A 17,587-nucleotide genomic window follows, 5' to 3' on the forward strand; every position below is an offset into this window, starting at 1 on the left:
GGCCCGCGGTCGGACCGGGTGGGGCCACCCGGTCCCGACAGGTCGACGAGGGCGACCACCTAATTTCGCTGGGGGCGACGGTCAGGGTGCCCGCAGCGCGCAACAGCACACCGTGTCGTGGGAAGAACGCGGCACTTCAGGGCGTTATGGCCCGATACAGGGAGGCGGCATGACAGAGACGGCGAGCGGTCCGGCACGGAGTTCCCGTGCCAAGGGGGCGAAGGCCACCAAGGGGCTGCGCATGGAACGTGTCCACACCACTCCGGGCGTGCACCCGTACGACGAGGTGGTCTGGGAACGCCGTGATGTCGTGATGACCAACTGGCGCGACGGCTCGATCAACTTCGAGCAGCGCGGCGTCGAGTTCCCCGACTTCTGGTCGGTGAACGCGGTCAACATCGTCACCAGCAAGTACTTCCGCGGCGCGGTCGGCACCCCGCAGCGCGAGACCGGGCTCAGGCAACTGATCGACCGGATCGTGAAGACCTACCGGAAGGCCGGTGAGGACTACAAGTACTTCGCCTCGCCCGCCGACGCCGAGATCTTCGAGCACGAGCTGGCCCACGCCCTCCTGCACCAAATCTTCAGCTTCAACTCCCCGGTGTGGTTCAACGTCGGCACGCCCCAGCCGCAGCAGGTCTCCGCCTGTTTCATCCTCTCCGTCGACGACTCCATGGAGTCGATCCTCGACTGGTACAAGGAAGAGGGGATGATCTTCAAGGGCGGCTCCGGGGCCGGCCTCAACCTCTCCCGCATCCGTTCCTCCAAGGAACTGCTGTCCTCCGGAGGCAACGCCTCCGGCCCGGTCTCCTTCATGCGCGGCGCCGACGCCTCCGCCGGGACGATCAAGTCGGGCGGCGCCACCCGCCGGGCCGCCAAGATGGTCATCCTGGACGTCGACCACCCCGACATCGAGGACTTCATCGAGACCAAGGTCAAGGAGGAGGAGAAGATCCGCGCCCTGCGGGACGCGGGCTTCGACATGGACCTGGGCGGCGACGACATCACGTCCGTCCAGTACCAGAACGCCAACAACTCGGTCCGGGTCAACGACACGTTCATGCGCGCCGTGGAGAACGGCGAGAAGTTCGGTCTGCGGGCCCGGATGACCGGCGAGGTCATCGAGGAGGTCGACGCCAAGGCGCTCTTCCGCAAGATGGCCGAGGCGGCCTGGGCGTGCGCCGACCCCGGCATCCAGTACGACGACACCATCAACCACTGGCACACCTGTCCCGAGTCGGGCCGGATCAACGGCTCGAACCCGTGCAGCGAGTACATGCACCTGGACAACACGTCCTGCAACCTCGCCTCCCTGAACCTGATGAAGTTCCTGAAGGACGACGGCAAGGGCAAGCAGTCCTTCGACGCGGAGCGCTTCTCCAAGGTCGTCGAGCTGGTCATCACCGCGATGGACATCTCCATCTCGTTCGCGGACTTCCCGACCCAGAAGATCGGCGAGAACACCCGCGCCTTCCGCCAGCTCGGCATCGGCTACGCCAACCTCGGCGCCCTGCTGATGGCCACCGGCCACGCCTACGACTCCGACGGCGGCCGGGCCCTCGCCGGTGCGATCACCTCCCTGATGACCGGCACCTCCTACCGCCGCTCCGCGGAGCTGGCGGCCGTGGTGGGCGCGTACGACGGCTACGCCCGCAACGCCCGGCCGCACCTGCGGGTCATGAAGCAGCACGCCGACGCCAACGCGGTCGCGGTGCGCATGGACGACCTCGACACCCCGATCTGGGCCGCCGCCACCGAGGCGTGGCAGGACGTGCTCCGGCTCGGCGAGAAGAACGGCTTCCGCAACGCCCAGGCGTCCGTGATCGCCCCCACCGGCACCATCGGCCTGGCCATGTCCTGCGACACCACCGGTCTGGAGCCGGACCTGGCGCTGGTCAAGTTCAAGAAGCTGGTCGGCGGCGGCTCGATGCAGATCGTCAACGGCACCGTCCCGCAGGCCCTGCGCCGCCTGGGCTACCAGGAGGAGCAGATCGAGGCGATCGTCGCCCACATCGCCGAGCACGGCAACGTGGTGGACGCACCCGGCCTCAAGACCGAGCACTACGAGGTCTTCGACTGCGCGATGGGCGAGCGCTCCATCTCCGCCATGGGCCACGTCCGCATGATGGCCGCCATCCAGCCGTGGATCTCCGGTGCGCTCTCCAAGACCGTGAACATGCCGGAGACGGCCACCGTCGAAGAGGTCGAGGAGATCTACTTCGAGGCGTGGAAGATGGGCGTCAAGGCGCTCGCGATCTACCGTGACAACTGCAAGGTCGGCCAGCCGCTCTCGGCGAAGAAGAAGGACGACGAGGCCAAGGCGGAGGTCGCCGGGAAGGCCGAGGAGACCATCCGCGCCGCGGTGGAGAAGGTCGTCGAGTACCGTCCGGTGCGCAAGCGGCTGCCCAAGGGACGCCCCGGCATCACCACCTCCTTCACGGTCGGCGGCGCCGAGGGCTACATGACCGCCAACTCCTACCCGGACGACGGTCTCGGCGAGGTCTTCCTGAAGATGTCCAAGCAGGGCTCGACCCTCGCGGGCATGATGGACGCGTTCTCCATCGCCGTCTCGGTCGGCCTCCAGTACGGGGTGCCCCTGGAGACGTACGTCTCGAAGTTCACCAACATGCGCTTCGAGCCGGCGGGCATGACCGACGACCCGGACGTGCGGATGGCGCAGTCGATCGTCGACTACATCTTCCGTCGCCTGGCGCTCGACTTCCTGCCCTTCGAGACCCGCTCCGCGCTCGGCATCCACTCCGCCGAGGAACGCCAGCGCCACCTGGAGACCGGTTCCTACGAGCCGGCCGACGACGAGGTCGACGTGGAGGGCCTGGCGCAGTCGGCCCCCCGGCAGACCGAGACGCTGCGGGCGGTGGCCACCCCGAAGGCGGAGGCTCCCGCTGCGGAGGCCGCTCCCCGGCAGGCGCACACCAGCGCCGAACTGGTGGAGATGCAGCTCGGCATCCAGGCCGACGCCCCGCTGTGCTTCTCCTGCGGGACGAAGATGCAGCGCGCCGGGTCCTGCTACATCTGCGAGGGCTGCGGTTCCACCAGCGGTTGCAGCTGACCGGTGGCCCGTCGCCCGACGCGCGGGTGAGCGCCGAGGGCACTGAGCGGGACCGGGGGAGGGGGCGTCGACCACCGAGTGGTCGGCGCCCCCGTCCCGTCTTCGGACCGGCACCGCGGGGGTCCCGCTCACCGCACGGTGGGCGATCCGTCCAGTGCGGCCCCGATGGCCCGGCGCAGGGCCGCGTGCCGCGGTCCCAGGGCGAACCGCTCGTCGCTCCACCGCTCGCGCGGGTACAGCCACACCGGTCTGCGCAGCGACTCGGGGGGTTCCCAGTGGAACCGGGGCCAGACATGGGCGTGCAGGAAGTCGTCGGTGTTGCCGAGGATCTCCAGGTTCACGCGTCTGAAGGCGGGGTCCAGCCGGCGGCAGGCGCGTTCGACCGCCTCGCCGAGACGGTCCAGGTCGGAGAGGAAGGACAGCCGTCGGGACCTCGGAAGGTCCGACAGCTGTCGCACTCCCGGCTCGTCGACCAACAGCACCGAGTACCCCGGCAGGAACTGGACGTCCCCGATCACCGCGAACCCCGCCTCCAGCCGGCGCAGCACGGTGGGGTTCTCGCCCGTGAGGGCGCTGCCGATCCGGTCCGCGCGCCAGCCGGCCGTCGGGGGGTCGTGCGGGGACCCCGGGCTCAGGAGACCGGCCCCGTCCGCCCCATCTGCCGGGCGAAGGCCGCGGGGTCCGCGTCGTAGCCGCGGATCACCCGGCGGTACTGCCAGGTGCCGGCGCCGTCCCGGGTGAACTCCGCGATCGTCGTGGCGTTGTGGTCCAGCACGTCGGCGAAGTCGTGCCGGGCCAGGTCCAGCGGGCCGCTGCGGATGCGGACCCCCGCTCCCGCGATGTCGCGGAACGTCAGCTCCTGCGCGGGCTGTTGGATGGCGATCCCGACGACCACCCGGGCGTACCGCGGGGCCAGCCGGTCCAACTCCAGCACCATGACCTCGTCGTAGCCGAAGCCCTGGCCGGTGCGGCTGTCGCGGTTCAGCGTGATCGTGCCGTCCGGCGACCTGCTGCCGAAGTGCACCAGGTACGCGGGGGCCGCGTCGAGGGCCTCCTCGGTGTACGTCGCGGCGACGATGTCCAGGTCGTGCGCCGCCGCCCCCTTGGGAGCCATGTCCCATTGGACGCCCACTTCGACTTTCGTGAGTCCCTTGTTGAGACCACCACTCACCAGTTCCCCCTCGGGTCGAGCCAACTTCCCGGCGTCGTGTGCGTGTTGTCCTCCATGGTGCCACGGGCCACTGACCGTGTCCGGTCGGACACCGGGCGGTGGCGGGGAACGGCCGCCCGTCCCGTCCGCACGCCCGGGCGTACGGCGGTGCACGGGCCCGCGCACCCCCGTTCTTCGGGGGCTTGCAGGGGGCGCACTGCGCCGGAGCGTAGTCACTGGAACGCTCCGTGGCCTTACCATGGCGCGGTGCTGGTCAAGTGGATTCGCTGCACCGTCGTCGACCGTCGAGGCTTCGAACGAGGACAGCGGAAGTGGGCGGGACTCCTCGGTGAGCCGGGGTTCCGGGCGCAGGGCGGCGGCTGGAGCCGCACCCGGCCCGGTGTCGCCCATGTCTTCGCGTTCTGGGAGAGCCGGGCCTTCTACGACTCGTTCATGGCGCGCTCCCACGACCGCCTGGCCGCCTCCCAATCCGGTACCTTCACCCGCGCCCAGGTGAAGCTGTTCGACTACCGGTTCGACGTGAAGACGGGCTTCGAGCCCCGGTTCACCGACAGCGACCTGCTGCGGGTCGCCCACTGCCGGGTGCGCCCCGAGCGCGCCGAGCACTTCGCGCTGATGCAGGAGAAGGTGTGGAACCCGGCCATGGCCGGCTCGCCCGGCATGGTGCGTGGACTCTTCGGCGAGGCCCCGGGGGACGAGTTCCTGATCCTCTCCATGTGGAAGGTCGACGCCGAGCACGGGAAGTACCGCACCGAACGCATCGAACGGCTGTCCCTGCGGGCGCAGACCGAGGCCGACATCGCCGCGCTGAGCGGGGACGTCGTGGACATGGAGGACGCCTGGACGGTGTGAGGGGGCGTCCGTACGGGCGGGCGGGGCCGCGTTCCGCGGGCCGCGGCGACCCGCCGTGTGGTGATCCGACGATCGCTCGAACGCCGAACCCGATCTAGGGTTCCCCCATGGCACGACCACGGCGCATCGTTCTCGTCCGGCACGGGGAGTCGAAGGGCAACGCGGACGACACCGTCTACGAGCGGGAGCCCGACCACGCGCTCCCGCTGACCGGTGCCGGCCGTCACCAGGCCGAGGAGACCGGCAGGCACCTGCGGGACCTGTTCGGCGGCGAGCGCGTCAGCGTGTACGTGTCCCCCTACCGGCGCACCCACCAGACGCTCCGCGCCTTCCGGCTCGACCCCGGCCTGGTCCGGATCAGGGAGGAACCCCGGCTGCGCGAACAGGACTGGGGGAACTGGCAGGACCGGGAGGACGTACGGCTCCAGAAGGCGTACCGGGACGCCTACGGGCACTTCTTCTACCGCTTCGCCCAGGGGGAGTCCGGCGCCGACGTGTACGACCGGGTGGGAGCCTTCCTGGAGAGCCTCTTCCGCAGCTTCGAGGAGCCCGACCACCCGCCCAACGTCCTCCTGGTCACCCACGGCCTGACCATGCGGCTGTTCTGCATGCGGTGGTTCCACTGGAGCGTGGCCGAATTCGAGTCCCTGTCCAACCCGGGCAACGGCGAGGTGCGGGTCCTGGAACTCGGGGCGGACGGCAAGTACGCCTTGGACCGGCCCTTCGACCGCTGGCGCGAACCGGAGCCGTACGGGATCACCGGCTAGAGTGGCGGGCCCATGACTGCTGATCCCGCCGTTCCTCCGTCCGACGCCCGCCGGGAGCGGGCCCTCGCCAGCCTGAGCGGGCTCTCCGTGGGAGACGCGCTCGGCTCCCAGTTCTTCGTGCCGGCGCACCACCCCCTCCTGGGCCGTCAGGAGCTGCCCGAAGGGCCGTGGCAGTGGACCGACGACACCGAGATGGCCTGCTCGGTGGTCGCCGTGCTGATCGACCACGGTCGTGTCGACCAGGACGCGCTGGCGGCCTCCTTCGCCGCGCGGCACGACTTCGACCGCGGCTACGGGCCCGCCGTGAACCGGCTCCTCAGGCTCGTGCGCGAGGGCGGCGACTGGCGGGCACTGGCCTCCGCCCTCTTCGACGGCCAGGGCTCCTGGGGCAACGGCGCGGCGATGCGCATCACCCCGCTCGGCGCCTGGTACGCGGGCGACCCGGAGCAGGCCGCGCACCAGGCGGAGGTCTCCGCGTACCCGACCCACCAGCACCGCGAGGCCGTTGCGGGGGCGATGGCCGTGGCCGCAGCGGCGGCACTGGTGGCCGACCCCGCCGGTCCGCCGACCGCCGAGGCCCTGCTCGACGGGGTCATCGCCCTGCTGCCGCGCAGCGCCGTCGACGCGGGCGTGAGGCGGGCCCGGGACATGCTCGACTACGAGGACGCCGGCACGGTCGCCGCGGTGCTCGGGTGCGGACGGCGCACCAGCGCCCACGACACCGTCCCCTTCGCCCTCTGGGCGGCCGCCCGGGGACTCGGCGACTTCGCCCGGGCCTTCTGGGAGACCGCGCAGGTCGGCGGGGACGTCGACACCACCTGTGCGATCGTCGGCGGGATCGTGGCGGCGGACGCGTCGAACGGAAAGCCTCCCGGCGCCTGGCTGGAGCGCACCGAGCCCCTGCCCGGATGGCTGCCCGCCCGGGGCTAGGCACCAAGCCCCGCTCGACCGGGGTGACATGGGTGCGGGACGCGTGCCGGGAGGCGCCCGGTGCGCCGGTGACCGGGACCGGGTGTCGGCCGGCCCGTACGGCGGCGTAGGCTGACAGGTGCCATGCCATACGAAGCACCTACCCACACCGTTGAGCGCTCGCTGCGCGCCACCACGGGGGCGAAAGTCATCGCTGGCGTCGACGAGGTGGGTCGTGGCGCCTGGGCGGGCCCCGTCACCGTCTGCGCCGCGGTCACCGGACTGCGACGGCCTCCGGAAGGGCTGACGGACTCCAAGCTCCTCACCCCCAAGCGGCGCACCTCGCTCGCCGCGGAACTGGAGGGGTGGGTGACCGCGCACGCCCTGGGGCACGCCTCGCACGAGGAGATCGACGCCCTGGGCATGACGGCCGCCCTGCGGCTCGCCGCCGTGCGGGCCCTGGAGGGCCTTCCGGTGCGCCCCGACGCGGTCATCCTCGACGGGAAGCACGACTACCTGGGCACCCCTTGGCGCGTACGGACCGTGATCAAGGGGGACAGGTCCTGCGTCGCGGTGGCCGCCGCGTCCGTGATCGCCAAGGTCCGGCGCGACAAAATGATGGCCGAACTGGGCTTCGAGCATGCAGACTTCGACTTCGCGGCCAACGCCGGTTACCCCTCACCGGTGCACCGGGCCGCGCTGGCGGAGCGGGGGCCGACCCCGTACCACCGCCTGACGTGGGCCTATCTTGACGGGCTGCCCCGGTGGCGCCACCTCAAGAAGGCCCGCAGCTGGGCGGACGAGAGCGCTCCGGGGATCGAGGGCCAGCTCGGCTTCGACTTCTGACGCGTTCGCCCGCACTGATGTGCCACCCGCCGGGGCCAGTCGCACCGGCGTTTGATAGATGTCAGCTCATGCCTCTCATTCCCGAGGAGCCTCAGATTCACGAGAGTGCCCAGGGTCCCCGCGCAACCCCGGCCAGTGGCCAGTCCGCGCCGACCCCCCGCCCCGTACCCGGTCCGCGTTCCGCGGTGCCACCGCGCCCGGGTCCGCCCCGTCCCACGCCACCCGCGCAGCGCACGCCGCGCGGGTCGTCGAGCGCCGGAGCCGTCGCACCGCCGGCCTCCGGCACCCCGCAGCTCCAGCTGATCCCGGCCTCGGCCGAGGGCGCGTTGGACGCTGCGGAGGAGACCGTCGACCTGTTGTTGGACTCCGGTCGGTCCCCCGAAGAGATCCTCGTGGTCACCACCGGGGAGCAGCACCCCTGGGCCGCCCACGAGCTGTCGTTCGGCGAGGAGGGCTACTGGGCGCAGCACGACGCCCGGGACGACGTCTTCTACGCCGACGCGCTGGCCCTGGACCGGGCTGAGGCCCGGCCCGTGGTGGTCGCCGCGGTCAACGGCGGAGACGTTTCTGCCGGCCTGTCGCTCGCCCGGGCCAAGGCGGGCAGCCTGTTGATCGTCTGCGGTGACCCGCAGCGCGTCAACGCGCTGCTGGGCGCGGGGGTTTGACCACATGCCGCGGGGGGTGGTCCGGAGCCTTCCGGACCACCCCCCGCGGGCGTGTTGAGCAGCTGCGGCACGGTGCCGGTCGGCCGGGGCCCGGGACGCCGTGGTGCGTCCCGGGCCCCGGCCGTCGGTCGGTGGTGACTCAGCGTGCCGCCGCGCGCCGCATCAGGTCGGAAGCGGCCCCACCGGCGCGCGGTGGCAGGGGCGTCAGATCCGCGGCGAAGTCCTGGGAGGACGAGAGCGAGCTGGGCCTGCGGCCACCGCGTCCCTCGCCGAGCACCTGCCATCCGTCACGGGTCAGGGTGATGTAGGCGCCGCAGCGCAGCCCGTGCAGGGTGCACGCGTCACGGAGCCCCCACATCCAGGCCCCGTCCTCCCGCGTCCAGCGCGCGTCCCCGTCCCGGCAGTAGAGCAGGACCGCGGTGCGGACCGGGGCGCGGCGCCGGAGGTCGTGCGGGATCACCCGGCGGAGTTGGGCCAGCAGGGCGTTGCGGAACACCCACCCGTCAGGCGTGACGGCACGACGGGTGAACGAAGCGCTCGCTCTGAGGCGCTCGTCGGGATCGAGGACGGCGACGACCGCGGTGGCGGGCGTCGGTCGGTGGCGGGCGTGCAGCCCGCTGACGACTTCGCGTGGGTTCCGTAGCAGGGGTATCCCGGCCGCTGCCCATTCAGCGGGTTCCAACATCCGGGCCAGTTGGTTGGCTGCATCGGTCGACAGGTCCTCACGCGTCGAGGACGCAGACAACGATGCAGCCTTGGACGGAGCAAATCCGAAGGTCACGGCCCTCCCTTCGGCTACGCGCCCACATTCGGGGCGAAAACGGACGTGGGGGAGCGCACCACGGCGTGACCCTCTCGGGAGACGGCGAGCCGCAGGGGAGCAAGACCGATTCTTCCCGGCGTACGGGATTGCGGCAACGAGCAATTGAGACCGTCGACCTATTTGATGCTCTTCGTTACGTATATCCCTGGGTCGAGATGTGGGGAATCGCGGTCACCCTCCACCATCTTGGTTTCGTACCCCGCTTCCGCCCCGCCGAAGCCGGACGAGCCGGCCGGGCGCGCCCGCGTGCGCCGTGGGGACTCCGGCCGCCGACCCATCCGCCCCATCCGGAGCGGGGGTTCACCCCGGCACGGCGAGCACCAGGGGCAACACCTCGGTCGCGCCGGCCCTGCGGAGCAGGCGCGCCGCCACTGCCAGTGTCCACCCGGTCTCCGTCCGGTCGTCCACCAGGAGCACCGGCCCCTCGGCGCGCTTGACCGCGAGCGCCAGTTCCGAGGGGACGGTCAGCGCGCCGTCGAGCGCCTTCAGCCGCTGGGCGCTGTTGCTCCGCGGGACGTGGGTGGTCTCGTGCCCCGGTGCGTAGACGAGGGAACCGAGCAACGGGATGCGCCCCACCTCCGAGATCCGGTGCGCCAGCGAGCCGATCAACTGCGGTCTGCCGAGCGAGGGCACCGTGACCACGCCGACCGGCCGGGCCGCCGCGTCCGGGGCGCCCGAAGCCCAACCGCCCGGTCCTCGGGCCCAGTCGGCGAGCACGTCCACCACGGCCCCCGCGACGTCGTCCGGGACCGGGCCGTCGGGGGCGTGCGGGGCCAGCATCGGGCGCAGCCGGTTGCCCCAGCCGATGTCCGAGAGGCGTCCGAGGGCCCGGCCGGTCGACGCGAGTTCCCCGGCGGGGATGCGCCCCTTGAGGCCGATGCCCACGGCCGCGAGCCCGGTCGGCCACATGCGTCGGGGCTCCACCTCCGCCCCGGGGCGTTGCAACTCGCCGCGCGCGGACTCCAGCGCGGAGCCGGAGACCTCGACCTCGAACCGGGCTCCGGCGCAGTTGTCGCAGCGGCCGCAGGGGGCCGCCGTCTCGTCGTCCAGTTGGCGGCGCAGGAACTCCATGCGGCACCCGGTGGTCCGGGCGTACTCCCGCATGGCCTCCTGCTCGGCGGAGCGCTGCCGGTTCACCCAGGCGTAGCGTTCGGCGTCGTACGCCCAGGGGCGGCCGGTGGAGGTCCAGCCGCCCTTGACCCGCCGTACCGCACCATCGACGTCCAGGACCTTCAGCATGGTCTCCAACCGGTTGCGCCGCAGGTCCACCAGGGGCTCCAGGGCGGGCAGCGACAGCGGGCGGTCGGCCTCCGCGAGCACCTCCAGAGTTCTGCGCACCTGCTGCTCCGGAGGGAAGGCCAGGGAGGCGAAGTACTGCCAGATCGCCTCGTCCTCGCGGCCCGGCAGGAGCAGCACCTCCGCGTGCTCCACGCCCCGGCCGGCCCGGCCCACCTGCTGGTAGTAGGCGATCGGTGAGGCGGGGGAGCCGAGGTGGACCACGAAACCGAGGTCCGGCTTGTCGAAGCCCATGCCCAGGGCCGAGGTGGCGACCAGTGCCTTGACGCGGTTGGCCAACAGGTCCTCCTCCGCCTGCTGGCGGTCCGCGTTCTCGGTCTTCCCGGTGTAGGACGCCACGGTGTGCCCCTGCTGGCGCAGGTGGGCGGTCACCTCCTCGGCCGCGGCCACCGTGAGGGCGTAGACGATGCCCGAGCCCGGCAGGGCGTCGAGGTGCTCGGAGAGCCAGCCCAGGCGGTGGGCGGCGTCCGGCAGGGTCAGGACGCCGAGGCTGAGGCTGGACCGGTCCAGCGGCCCGCGCAGGACCAGGGCGCTCCCGGTGTCCGACCCGTCGTCGGGCCGGGTGTTCCCCGTGCCGAGCTGCTCGGCGACGTCCGCGGTGACGCGGGCGTTCGCCGTCGCGGTGGTGGCGAGCACCGGGACACCGGGCGGGAGCTCGGCCAGCATCGTCCGCAGCCGTCGGTAGTCGGGCCGGAAGTCGTGTCCCCAGTCCGAGATGCAGTGGGCTTCGTCCACCACCAACAGACCAGTGGCCACTGTCAGTTGGGGAAGCACGTTGTCCCGGAAGTCGGGGTTGTTGAGGCGTTCGGGGCTGACCAGCAGGACGTCCACGGCGCCCGCCGCGATCTCGGCCCGGACGGTCTCCCACTCCTCCGGGTTCGCGGAGTTGATCGTGCGGGCGTGGATGCCCGCACGGGCGGCGGCCTCCACCTGGTTGCGCATGAGGGCCAGGAGCGGGGAGACGATCACGGTGGGGCCGCTGCCCCGCTCGCGCAGCAGGGCGGTCGCGACGAAGTACACCGCGGACTTGCCCCAGCCGGTGCGCTGCACCACGAGCGCCCGGCGCCGTTCGGCGACCAGGGCTTCGATCGCGCGCCACTGGTCCTCCCGCAGTCGGGCGGTGGGGGCGCCGACCAATCGGGCGAGGACGGTGTCGGCGGCCGTGCGGAGGTCTTCGTCGCTCATGCCCCCATGCAACCCGATGGGGCCGACATCGCGCGACCGAGCCCTTCTTCCTGTGGAAAACTTCCGGCGTGTCCCTGACACGGGTTATCCACAGGAAGAACCGGAACATTTCATTCCGGGGGATCGTCGATCCATGACGAACCACGACGACACCCCCGGGCCCGGCGAGCGCGGAGGCGAGGACCACGGCTCCGCGGCCGGCGACCACCCCGCCCACGGCTCCGCGCACCTCGCCCGGAGTCCGGGTCCCGCGGCCCGACTCATCGACTGCCCCGATTTCGGAGACCCCATCAAGCTGCGCTCCGCCGCGGAGCTGGCCGACGCGCTCCCGTACATCCTCGGCTTCCGCCCCGAGGACATCGTCGTCCTGTTGGCCCTGCACCGGCAGCAGGGGCACAGCCGCTTCGGCGGACGGGTGCGCGTCGGCATTCCCTCCCACCCCGCGGACTGGCAGGCCGCGGCGGACGAACTGGCCCGGTCCCTGGTGATCGGATCACGACTGCGGGGCTGCCGTGCCGACGCGGTCATCGCCTTCGTCTGCCGGGAACCGGCCCGGGACGGGGCGGGCCGTCAGGTCGTGGAGGAGCTCCGTCCGCTCGCCGGAGCCCTGCGCCGGGCGTGCGGGACCCTCGGGGTTCCCATGGTGGAGGCGCTGTGCCTGTCCGGGGGGTCCTTCTGGTCCTTCTGTTGCCCGGACGACCGCTGCTGCCCGCCGGAGGGCCTTCCGATGGGGCTGCCCGGCTCCTCGGTGCTGGCCGCGGCGGCGGCCTACGCCGGCATCCGGGTGCGGGGGACGCTGAAGGACCTGCGCACGCGCTTCGCCCCCTGGCAGGGCGGTGCGGCCCGGGCCCAGGAAGCGGCCCTCGACCTGGCGCGCGCCGCGCTGATGCCTCCGGGCGGCGACCGCACCGGTCGCCCCGAGGTGTCCGAGGCCACCCTCGCACGGGCCCGCGGCGCGGTCAGCCGGTTGTGCGCCGCGCCCGTCGCCCCCGATCCGGCGGCCGCGGACCGCGCCGATGACGCCCTGCTCGGTCACGAGGAGGCGGCGGCCCTCCTCATCGGCCTCCAGGACCGCGGCACCCGGGACCGCGCGGCCGAGTGGATGGAAGGACCTGAGGCGCTCGGCGCGCTCAGGCTCTGGCGCACGCTCGCCCGGCGGTGCGTCGGCCCGTACGCGCACCACGCGGCGGCGCCGCTGGCGCTCGCCGGCTGGGTCGCCTGGTCCACCGGGGACGACCTGGAGGCGCGCGAGGCGCTGGCGATGTCCCTGGCCGCCGACCCGGACTACCTCTTCGCCCGGCTGCTGCACCAGGCGTGCAACGACGGTCTGAGCCCCGAGACGGTCCGGGAGTGCATTCGCCGGGAGGGAAGCCGCAGCCGCACCGCCGGCCCTGCCGAAGCGGCGCACGGCCCCCTCCCGGGAGCCACCGCCCCGGTCCTTCCGAGGTCCGTACGGACCGGGGCGGCGCTCCGCCGCGCCAAGGCGCGTCAGCGGGCGTCCGGGGGAGCACGCGGCCCGCTGCCCAGCGGTCCCCCCGCCCGTCCGAAGTCCCGCCCCCGCCCGACCGCCCGCCCCCGTCCGGTGCCCCGCACCGGCCCGGACCGCGCCGCCGGGCCGGGGGACGACCGGAGCGAATGAGCGGGGGAGGCCGGCCGGCGCGGGGGCCACCGGGCCCGGGTGCGGAGCCCTGCCGCCGCACCCCTTCCGGACCCCGGAAGGGGCGGCGGCGGGGCGAAAGGGATCTGTCAGGACCGTGGAAGGGAGTGTTTATCGTCAGGGAGACGACTATGATCACGGGCATGCCCCCCTACGACCCGTCAGCCTTCCCGCCCTTCGCCGTCACCGTCGACCTGGTGGTGCTGACCGTGCGACGCCACGCGCTGTGCGCGTTGGCGGTGCGACGGGGAGAGTCCCCGTTCCAGGGGCGCTGGGCGCTCCCCGGCGGCTTCGTGCGGGCCGACGAGGACCTGTCGGCCGCCGCGGCCCGCGAACTGGCGGAGGAGACCGGGCTGTCCGTCCACGACCCGTCCGATCCCACCCGGCCGCACGGCGCGCACCTCGAACAACTCGCCACCTACGGCGACCCCGAGCGGGACCCCCGCATGAGGGTGGTGAGCGTCGCCCATCTCGCCCTCGCCCCCGATCTGCCCGCACCCCGGGCGGGAGGGGACGCCAGCAACGCCCGGTGGGCACCGGTCGAGGAACTGCTCGCGCAGAGCGGTCCCGGCCGGGGGGACGAGCGGCCGGCCCCCCTGGCCTTCGACCACGCCCGCATCCTGGCCGACGGGGTCGAGCGGGCCCGCTCGAAGATCGAGTACTCCTCACTCGCCACCGCCTTCTGCTCGCCCGAGTTCACGGTGGGGGAACTGCGCAGGGTCTACGAGGCCGTCTGGGGCGTCGCCCTGGACCCGCGCAACTTCCACCGCAAGGTGACCGGGACGCCCGGGTTCCTCGTCCCCGCCGGCGGCACGACCACGCGCCAGGGCGGGCGGCCGGCGCAACTGTTCCGCGCCGGGGGCGCCACCCTCCTGAACCCGCCCATGCTGAGGCCGGAGGTCTGACGCACAGCCGGGACGCGGTCGGCACGGCGGCACCCCGGGAAGCCCGGCCCCGTCGACTCCCGCACTCCACAATGACCGAAAAGTCTTGTTCGTCGCGCTATCTTGCTCGGGTACCCAACACGTTCGTCCGCCCCGCCGTCGGGCGCGCGCCCCGCGGGCCGCCGAGCGGTCGTCCTCCCCCGGGAGAAGCGATGATCCAGGCCATCGGACTGACCAGCACACCGCACGACGGGGGGCGGACGCCGACCGTCGACAACGTCTCCTTCGAGGCGCCGACCGGTCGGATCACCGCGTTGCTCGGAGAGCCCGGAGCCGGCACGTCCACGGTGCTCCGCCTGCTCCTCGAACTCCAGCCGGGCCGCGGAGTCGGCCACTTCCGCGGCCGCCCCCTGCACCGCATCCCCGATCCCGCGCGCGAGGTGGGAGTGGTCCTGGGCGATGTCCCCGGTCACCCCGCCCGATCGGTGCGGGGCCACCTGAGGATGCTGTGCGCCGCCGCCGGAGCCAGCACCCGGCGCGCCGACGAGGTCCTGGAGGCCATGGGCCTGGACCGCTTGGGCGACGAACGACTCGGCCGCCTCTCGCGCGACACGGACCGCCGCCTCGCCCTCGCCTGCGCGCTGCTCGCCGATCCGCACACCCTGGTGCTCGACGCCCCGTCGAACGGACTTTCTCTTCCCGAACGCCGTTGGCTGCACGGCCTGTTGCGGACACACGCCTCTTGCGGCGGCACGGTCCTGTTCACCACGGATGACGCCAAGGAGGCCGCCCGCCACGCCGACCGCGTGGTCACGCTCGACGCCGGACGGGTCATCGCCGACCAGGAAACGGCCGACTTCGCGCGTACCCGGCTGCGCCCCCGCGTCGTCGTGCGCAGCCCGCAGGCCCTGCGGCTGGCCCAGCTCATCACCAAGGAGGCCAGGGCCGCTCGACGGCCGGTCGAGGTGCGGGCCGAGGACGGCAACCGCCTGGCCGTGTACGGAAGCGACTGCCCGGAGGTCGGCGAAGCCGCCTACCGGCACGGCATCCTCCTGCACCAACTCGCCGACGAGACCGCGGACGCAGGTACCCCCGACCCGCTCGGCCCGGCGGCGGAGCCGGTCGGTCCGCCAGCCGCCGAGCCGCCCCCGACGCCGACCGCCACCGGGAACACCGGTGAACCGGAGGACGCCTCGCCCCCCGCCTTCACGGCCGGCCCCCCTCGACCGCCGCTCCATCCGATCCGCTACGAGCTGCGCCGTGCCACCGGCATCGCCACCGGATACCGCACCTGCGCGGCGGCGCTCCTCACCTCGGCGGTGCTCGCCGTCGTCCTGGGCGGGATCGGCCACACGCCGCAGCCGAGACTGCTGGCCGGCTGGCCCGAGCAACTCCCCCTACCGCCGGCGGCCCTGGCCGCGGGCCTGCTCGGCGCGCTCGCCTTCGGGGACGAGTACCGCCACCCGGCGCTCGCGGCGCACCGCGGCACCGTGCCCCGCCGACTCGGACTGCTCGGTGCCAAGATGGCCGTCGCGGCGGTCACCGCCCTCGTCCTCGCCGTGGTCACCGCGGTCGGCGATGCGGCACTCCTGCACCTCCTCTACGGGCCGGACGTCGGCGGACTCCCCGAGCGGTGGGCGACGCTCACGGCGAGTTGGTTGGGGCTGGTCACCGGCTGCGCCTGGGCCGGTGTCCTCGCGGCGGGCCTGTTCAGATCGACGGCGGCGGGACTCGCGGCCGTTCTGGCCGTGCCGGTGCTGGTGGTCCCGCTGGTGCAGCGGGTGCTGTCGGGGCCTTCGGTGCGCTCCGTCGCGGGACTGCCGGCGCGACTGCACGAGTTCACGATGTGGCCCTTCGGGGCGGAGCGCTACCTCGCGGCGGCGTTCCGGGTGATCGCCCAACCGGTCGGGGGCGCCCTGGCCCTCTCGCTCACCGCGTTGCTGGGCGCGTACCTCCTCATCGTGGGCCGCAGCAGGGTGCGTTGACGCACTGGTCCGGCCCAATCGATCGCGGGGTGTGCAGGACTTCCCGGGGGACGTTCACTTCTTTCCGATAAGGCGTCAATTGCGAAGGGGTGAGCGATCACCCTTTCGTGTGCTTTTCACCAAAGACCTCAAGGCGTCCGGGGGCAAGGCCGACAAAGGATCCGTGAGTACCCTTGCGCACACCATGATGACCACCGCCCGCACCACGGAGTCCGGCCTGTCCGGGTCGGGCGGACTCGACCGTTACCCCTACCCCGAGACCTCCGTCCCGGATCGCGGAACTCCCGTCTGGGACGGTTCCGACCAGGAACTGGGGCGGGTCGGCAGGCGAGCGGCGGGCAGCCGCGGTCGCGGTCTGCACGGCCAACTCGTCCAACAGCTCGGCCAGATGATCGTTTCCGGTGATCTCGGTGCCGACCGTCCGCTCGTACCCGAGGAGATCGGGCAGCGCTTCGAGGTCTCCCGCACCGTGGTCCGGGAGTCCCTGCGCGTGCTGGAGGCCAAGGGACTGGTCAGCGCCCGCCCCAACGTCGGGACCCGGGTGCGGCCGGTCAGCGACTGGAACCTGCTGGACCCCGACATCATCGAATGGCGCGCCTTCGGACCCCAGCGGGATGACCAGCGCCGCGAACTGAACGAGCTGCGGTGGACCATCGACCCCCTGGCGGCCCGCCTCGCCGCCGGCCACGGCCGTGAAGACGTGCAGCAGCGGCTCACCGACATGGTCGAGATCATGGGCCACGCGCTCGGCCAGGGGGACACGGTCACCCTCGCCCGCGCGGACGCCGAGTTCCACGGCCTGCTGATCCAGGCCGCGGGCAACCGGATGCTGGAACACCTGTCGGGGATCGTCTCGGCGGCCCTCCAGGTGTCGGGCGGACCGGTCACCGGCTGTGACCGACCGCACGAAGGGGCCCTGGTCCACCACGCCCGCATCGTCGACGCGCTCGCCCAGGGGGACGGCGCCGCGGCCGAGGCCGCGATGCGTCAGTTGCTGACCGCCCACCCCGAGGTGGAGCGCGTCGTGCCGGCCCCGCGGGAGCACTGAGCCCGATCGTCACCCGTCGGAGGCGCCCGGCCCCGGGAGGACGTCGCGAACGGGGCTGCCCCGGCCGCGCCGGGCCGCTCGGCCGGGGCCCGGCGGGGAACCGTTCCCTCGTGCCCGAACGGGGTTCGGTGCCTCCGCGGGGAGCCCCGGGAGGCTCGCCCGGCCCGTACCGTCCGGGAACCCGGCGCGCCGGGACGGTCTCCGCGCCGGCGCCCGACCCGGGGCGGGCGGAGGCGCGTCGCCTTCCCGTCGCGCAACGGGGCGAGGATTCCGCTCCGGCGCGAACCGTCACGCGGAGTGCTTCCGGAGCGCCCCGGTCCCACCCGGGGCGCTCGTTCTGCCAGATCCGCGGCTTGATCGAGTGCGGTCATGTGAGATCGGGTTGAAGTAGCCGGTCGCACACCCCTGACCGATTCTGGTCGGGTCTAG

General features: G+C 72.8%; 14 protein-coding genes. 10 read left to right on the top strand and 4 right to left on the bottom strand.

Annotated elements, in window-relative coordinates:
• Positions 1–169: 169 nt before the first annotated feature.
• On the top strand, positions 170–3,070 hold the full coding sequence (locus ACSMX9_RS23475) for a vitamin B12-dependent ribonucleotide reductase (RefSeq protein ID WP_445396699.1): 2,901 nt from the start codon (positions 170–172) through the stop codon (positions 3,068–3,070).
• A gap of 128 nt (positions 3,071–3,198) precedes the next feature.
• Here ACSMX9_RS23475 and ACSMX9_RS23480 read toward each other — a convergent pair whose 3' ends face one another.
• Together ACSMX9_RS23480 and ACSMX9_RS23485 are read right to left on the bottom strand one after the other, a co-directional pair.
• Complete coding sequence (locus tag ACSMX9_RS23480) at positions 3,199–3,618, bottom strand: diadenosine tetraphosphate hydrolase (RefSeq protein WP_445396701.1); 420 nt, start codon at positions 3,616–3,618, stop codon at positions 3,199–3,201.
• An 83-nt stretch (positions 3,619–3,701) separates the two neighbouring features.
• Positions 3,702–4,241: a TerD family protein gene (locus ACSMX9_RS23485; RefSeq protein WP_445396703.1), complete on the bottom strand. Its 540-nt coding sequence runs from the start codon at positions 4,239–4,241 to the stop codon at positions 3,702–3,704.
• Positions 4,242–4,487: 246 nt separating this feature from the next.
• Between ACSMX9_RS23485 and ACSMX9_RS23490 the strand changes: the two genes are divergently transcribed.
• From ACSMX9_RS23490 to ACSMX9_RS23510, 5 genes are all read left to right on the top strand, one after another.
• Positions 4,488–5,093: a YdbC family protein gene (locus ACSMX9_RS23490; RefSeq protein ID WP_445396705.1), complete on the top strand. Its 606-nt coding sequence runs from the start codon at positions 4,488–4,490 to the stop codon at positions 5,091–5,093.
• Positions 5,094–5,200: 107 nt separating this feature from the next.
• Positions 5,201–5,860: a histidine phosphatase family protein gene (locus ACSMX9_RS23495; RefSeq protein ID WP_445396707.1), complete on the top strand. Its 660-nt coding sequence runs from the start codon at positions 5,201–5,203 to the stop codon at positions 5,858–5,860.
• 12 nt (positions 5,861–5,872) lie between these two features.
• The gene (locus tag ACSMX9_RS23500; protein ID WP_445396709.1) at positions 5,873–6,790 is read left to right on the top strand and encodes an ADP-ribosylglycohydrolase family protein; all 918 of its coding nucleotides are present in this window, start codon (positions 5,873–5,875) and stop codon (positions 6,788–6,790) included.
• A 123-nt stretch (positions 6,791–6,913) separates the two neighbouring features.
• Positions 6,914–7,615 (top strand): ribonuclease HII, encoded by a 702-nt coding sequence (locus tag ACSMX9_RS23505; protein ID WP_351243639.1) that lies wholly within the window; start codon positions 6,914–6,916, stop codon positions 7,613–7,615.
• Positions 7,616–7,683: 68 nt separating this feature from the next.
• Entirely contained in the window at positions 7,684–8,280 is a 597-nt protein-coding gene (locus tag ACSMX9_RS23510) for a hypothetical protein (protein WP_445396711.1), read from the top strand.
• A gap of 139 nt (positions 8,281–8,419) precedes the next feature.
• Here the strand turns inward: ACSMX9_RS23510 and ACSMX9_RS23515 are convergent, their stop codons facing one another.
• Both ACSMX9_RS23515 and ACSMX9_RS23520 read right to left on the bottom strand, forming a co-directional pair.
• On the bottom strand, positions 8,420–9,061 hold the full coding sequence (locus ACSMX9_RS23515; RefSeq protein ID WP_351243643.1) for a hypothetical protein: 642 nt from the start codon (positions 9,059–9,061) through the stop codon (positions 8,420–8,422).
• A gap of 342 nt (positions 9,062–9,403) precedes the next feature.
• Positions 9,404–11,584, bottom strand: a complete 2,181-nt coding sequence (locus ACSMX9_RS23520; protein ID WP_445396713.1) for a DEAD/DEAH box helicase — start codon at positions 11,582–11,584, stop codon at positions 9,404–9,406.
• Between the two features lie 133 nt (positions 11,585–11,717).
• On the opposite strand from ACSMX9_RS23520, the gene ACSMX9_RS23525 reads away from it, so the two are divergent.
• The 4 genes from ACSMX9_RS23525 to ACSMX9_RS23540 all read left to right on the top strand — a co-directional run bounded on the left by ACSMX9_RS23525 (position 11,718) and on the right by ACSMX9_RS23540 (position 17,158).
• Positions 11,718–13,223 carry a DUF4192 domain-containing protein gene (locus ACSMX9_RS23525; protein WP_445396715.1) on the top strand — a complete coding sequence of 502 codons (1,506 nt, stop codon included), beginning with the start codon at positions 11,718–11,720 and terminating at the stop codon, positions 13,221–13,223.
• Between the two features lie 161 nt (positions 13,224–13,384).
• A complete protein-coding gene (locus ACSMX9_RS23530; protein WP_351243649.1) occupies positions 13,385–14,146 on the top strand; it encodes an NUDIX hydrolase in 762 nt (253 codons plus the stop codon).
• Between the two features lie 191 nt (positions 14,147–14,337).
• Positions 14,338–16,110 carry an ATP-binding cassette domain-containing protein gene (locus ACSMX9_RS23535; protein WP_445396717.1) on the top strand — a complete coding sequence of 591 codons (1,773 nt, stop codon included), beginning with the start codon at positions 14,338–14,340 and terminating at the stop codon, positions 16,108–16,110.
• 163 nt (positions 16,111–16,273) lie between these two features.
• Positions 16,274–17,158, top strand: a complete 885-nt coding sequence (locus ACSMX9_RS23540) for a FadR/GntR family transcriptional regulator (protein ID WP_366114729.1) — start codon at positions 16,274–16,276, stop codon at positions 17,156–17,158.
• Positions 17,159–17,587: the final 429 nt, after the last annotated feature.

The organism is Streptomyces sp. LE64 (genome assembly GCF_052606915.1).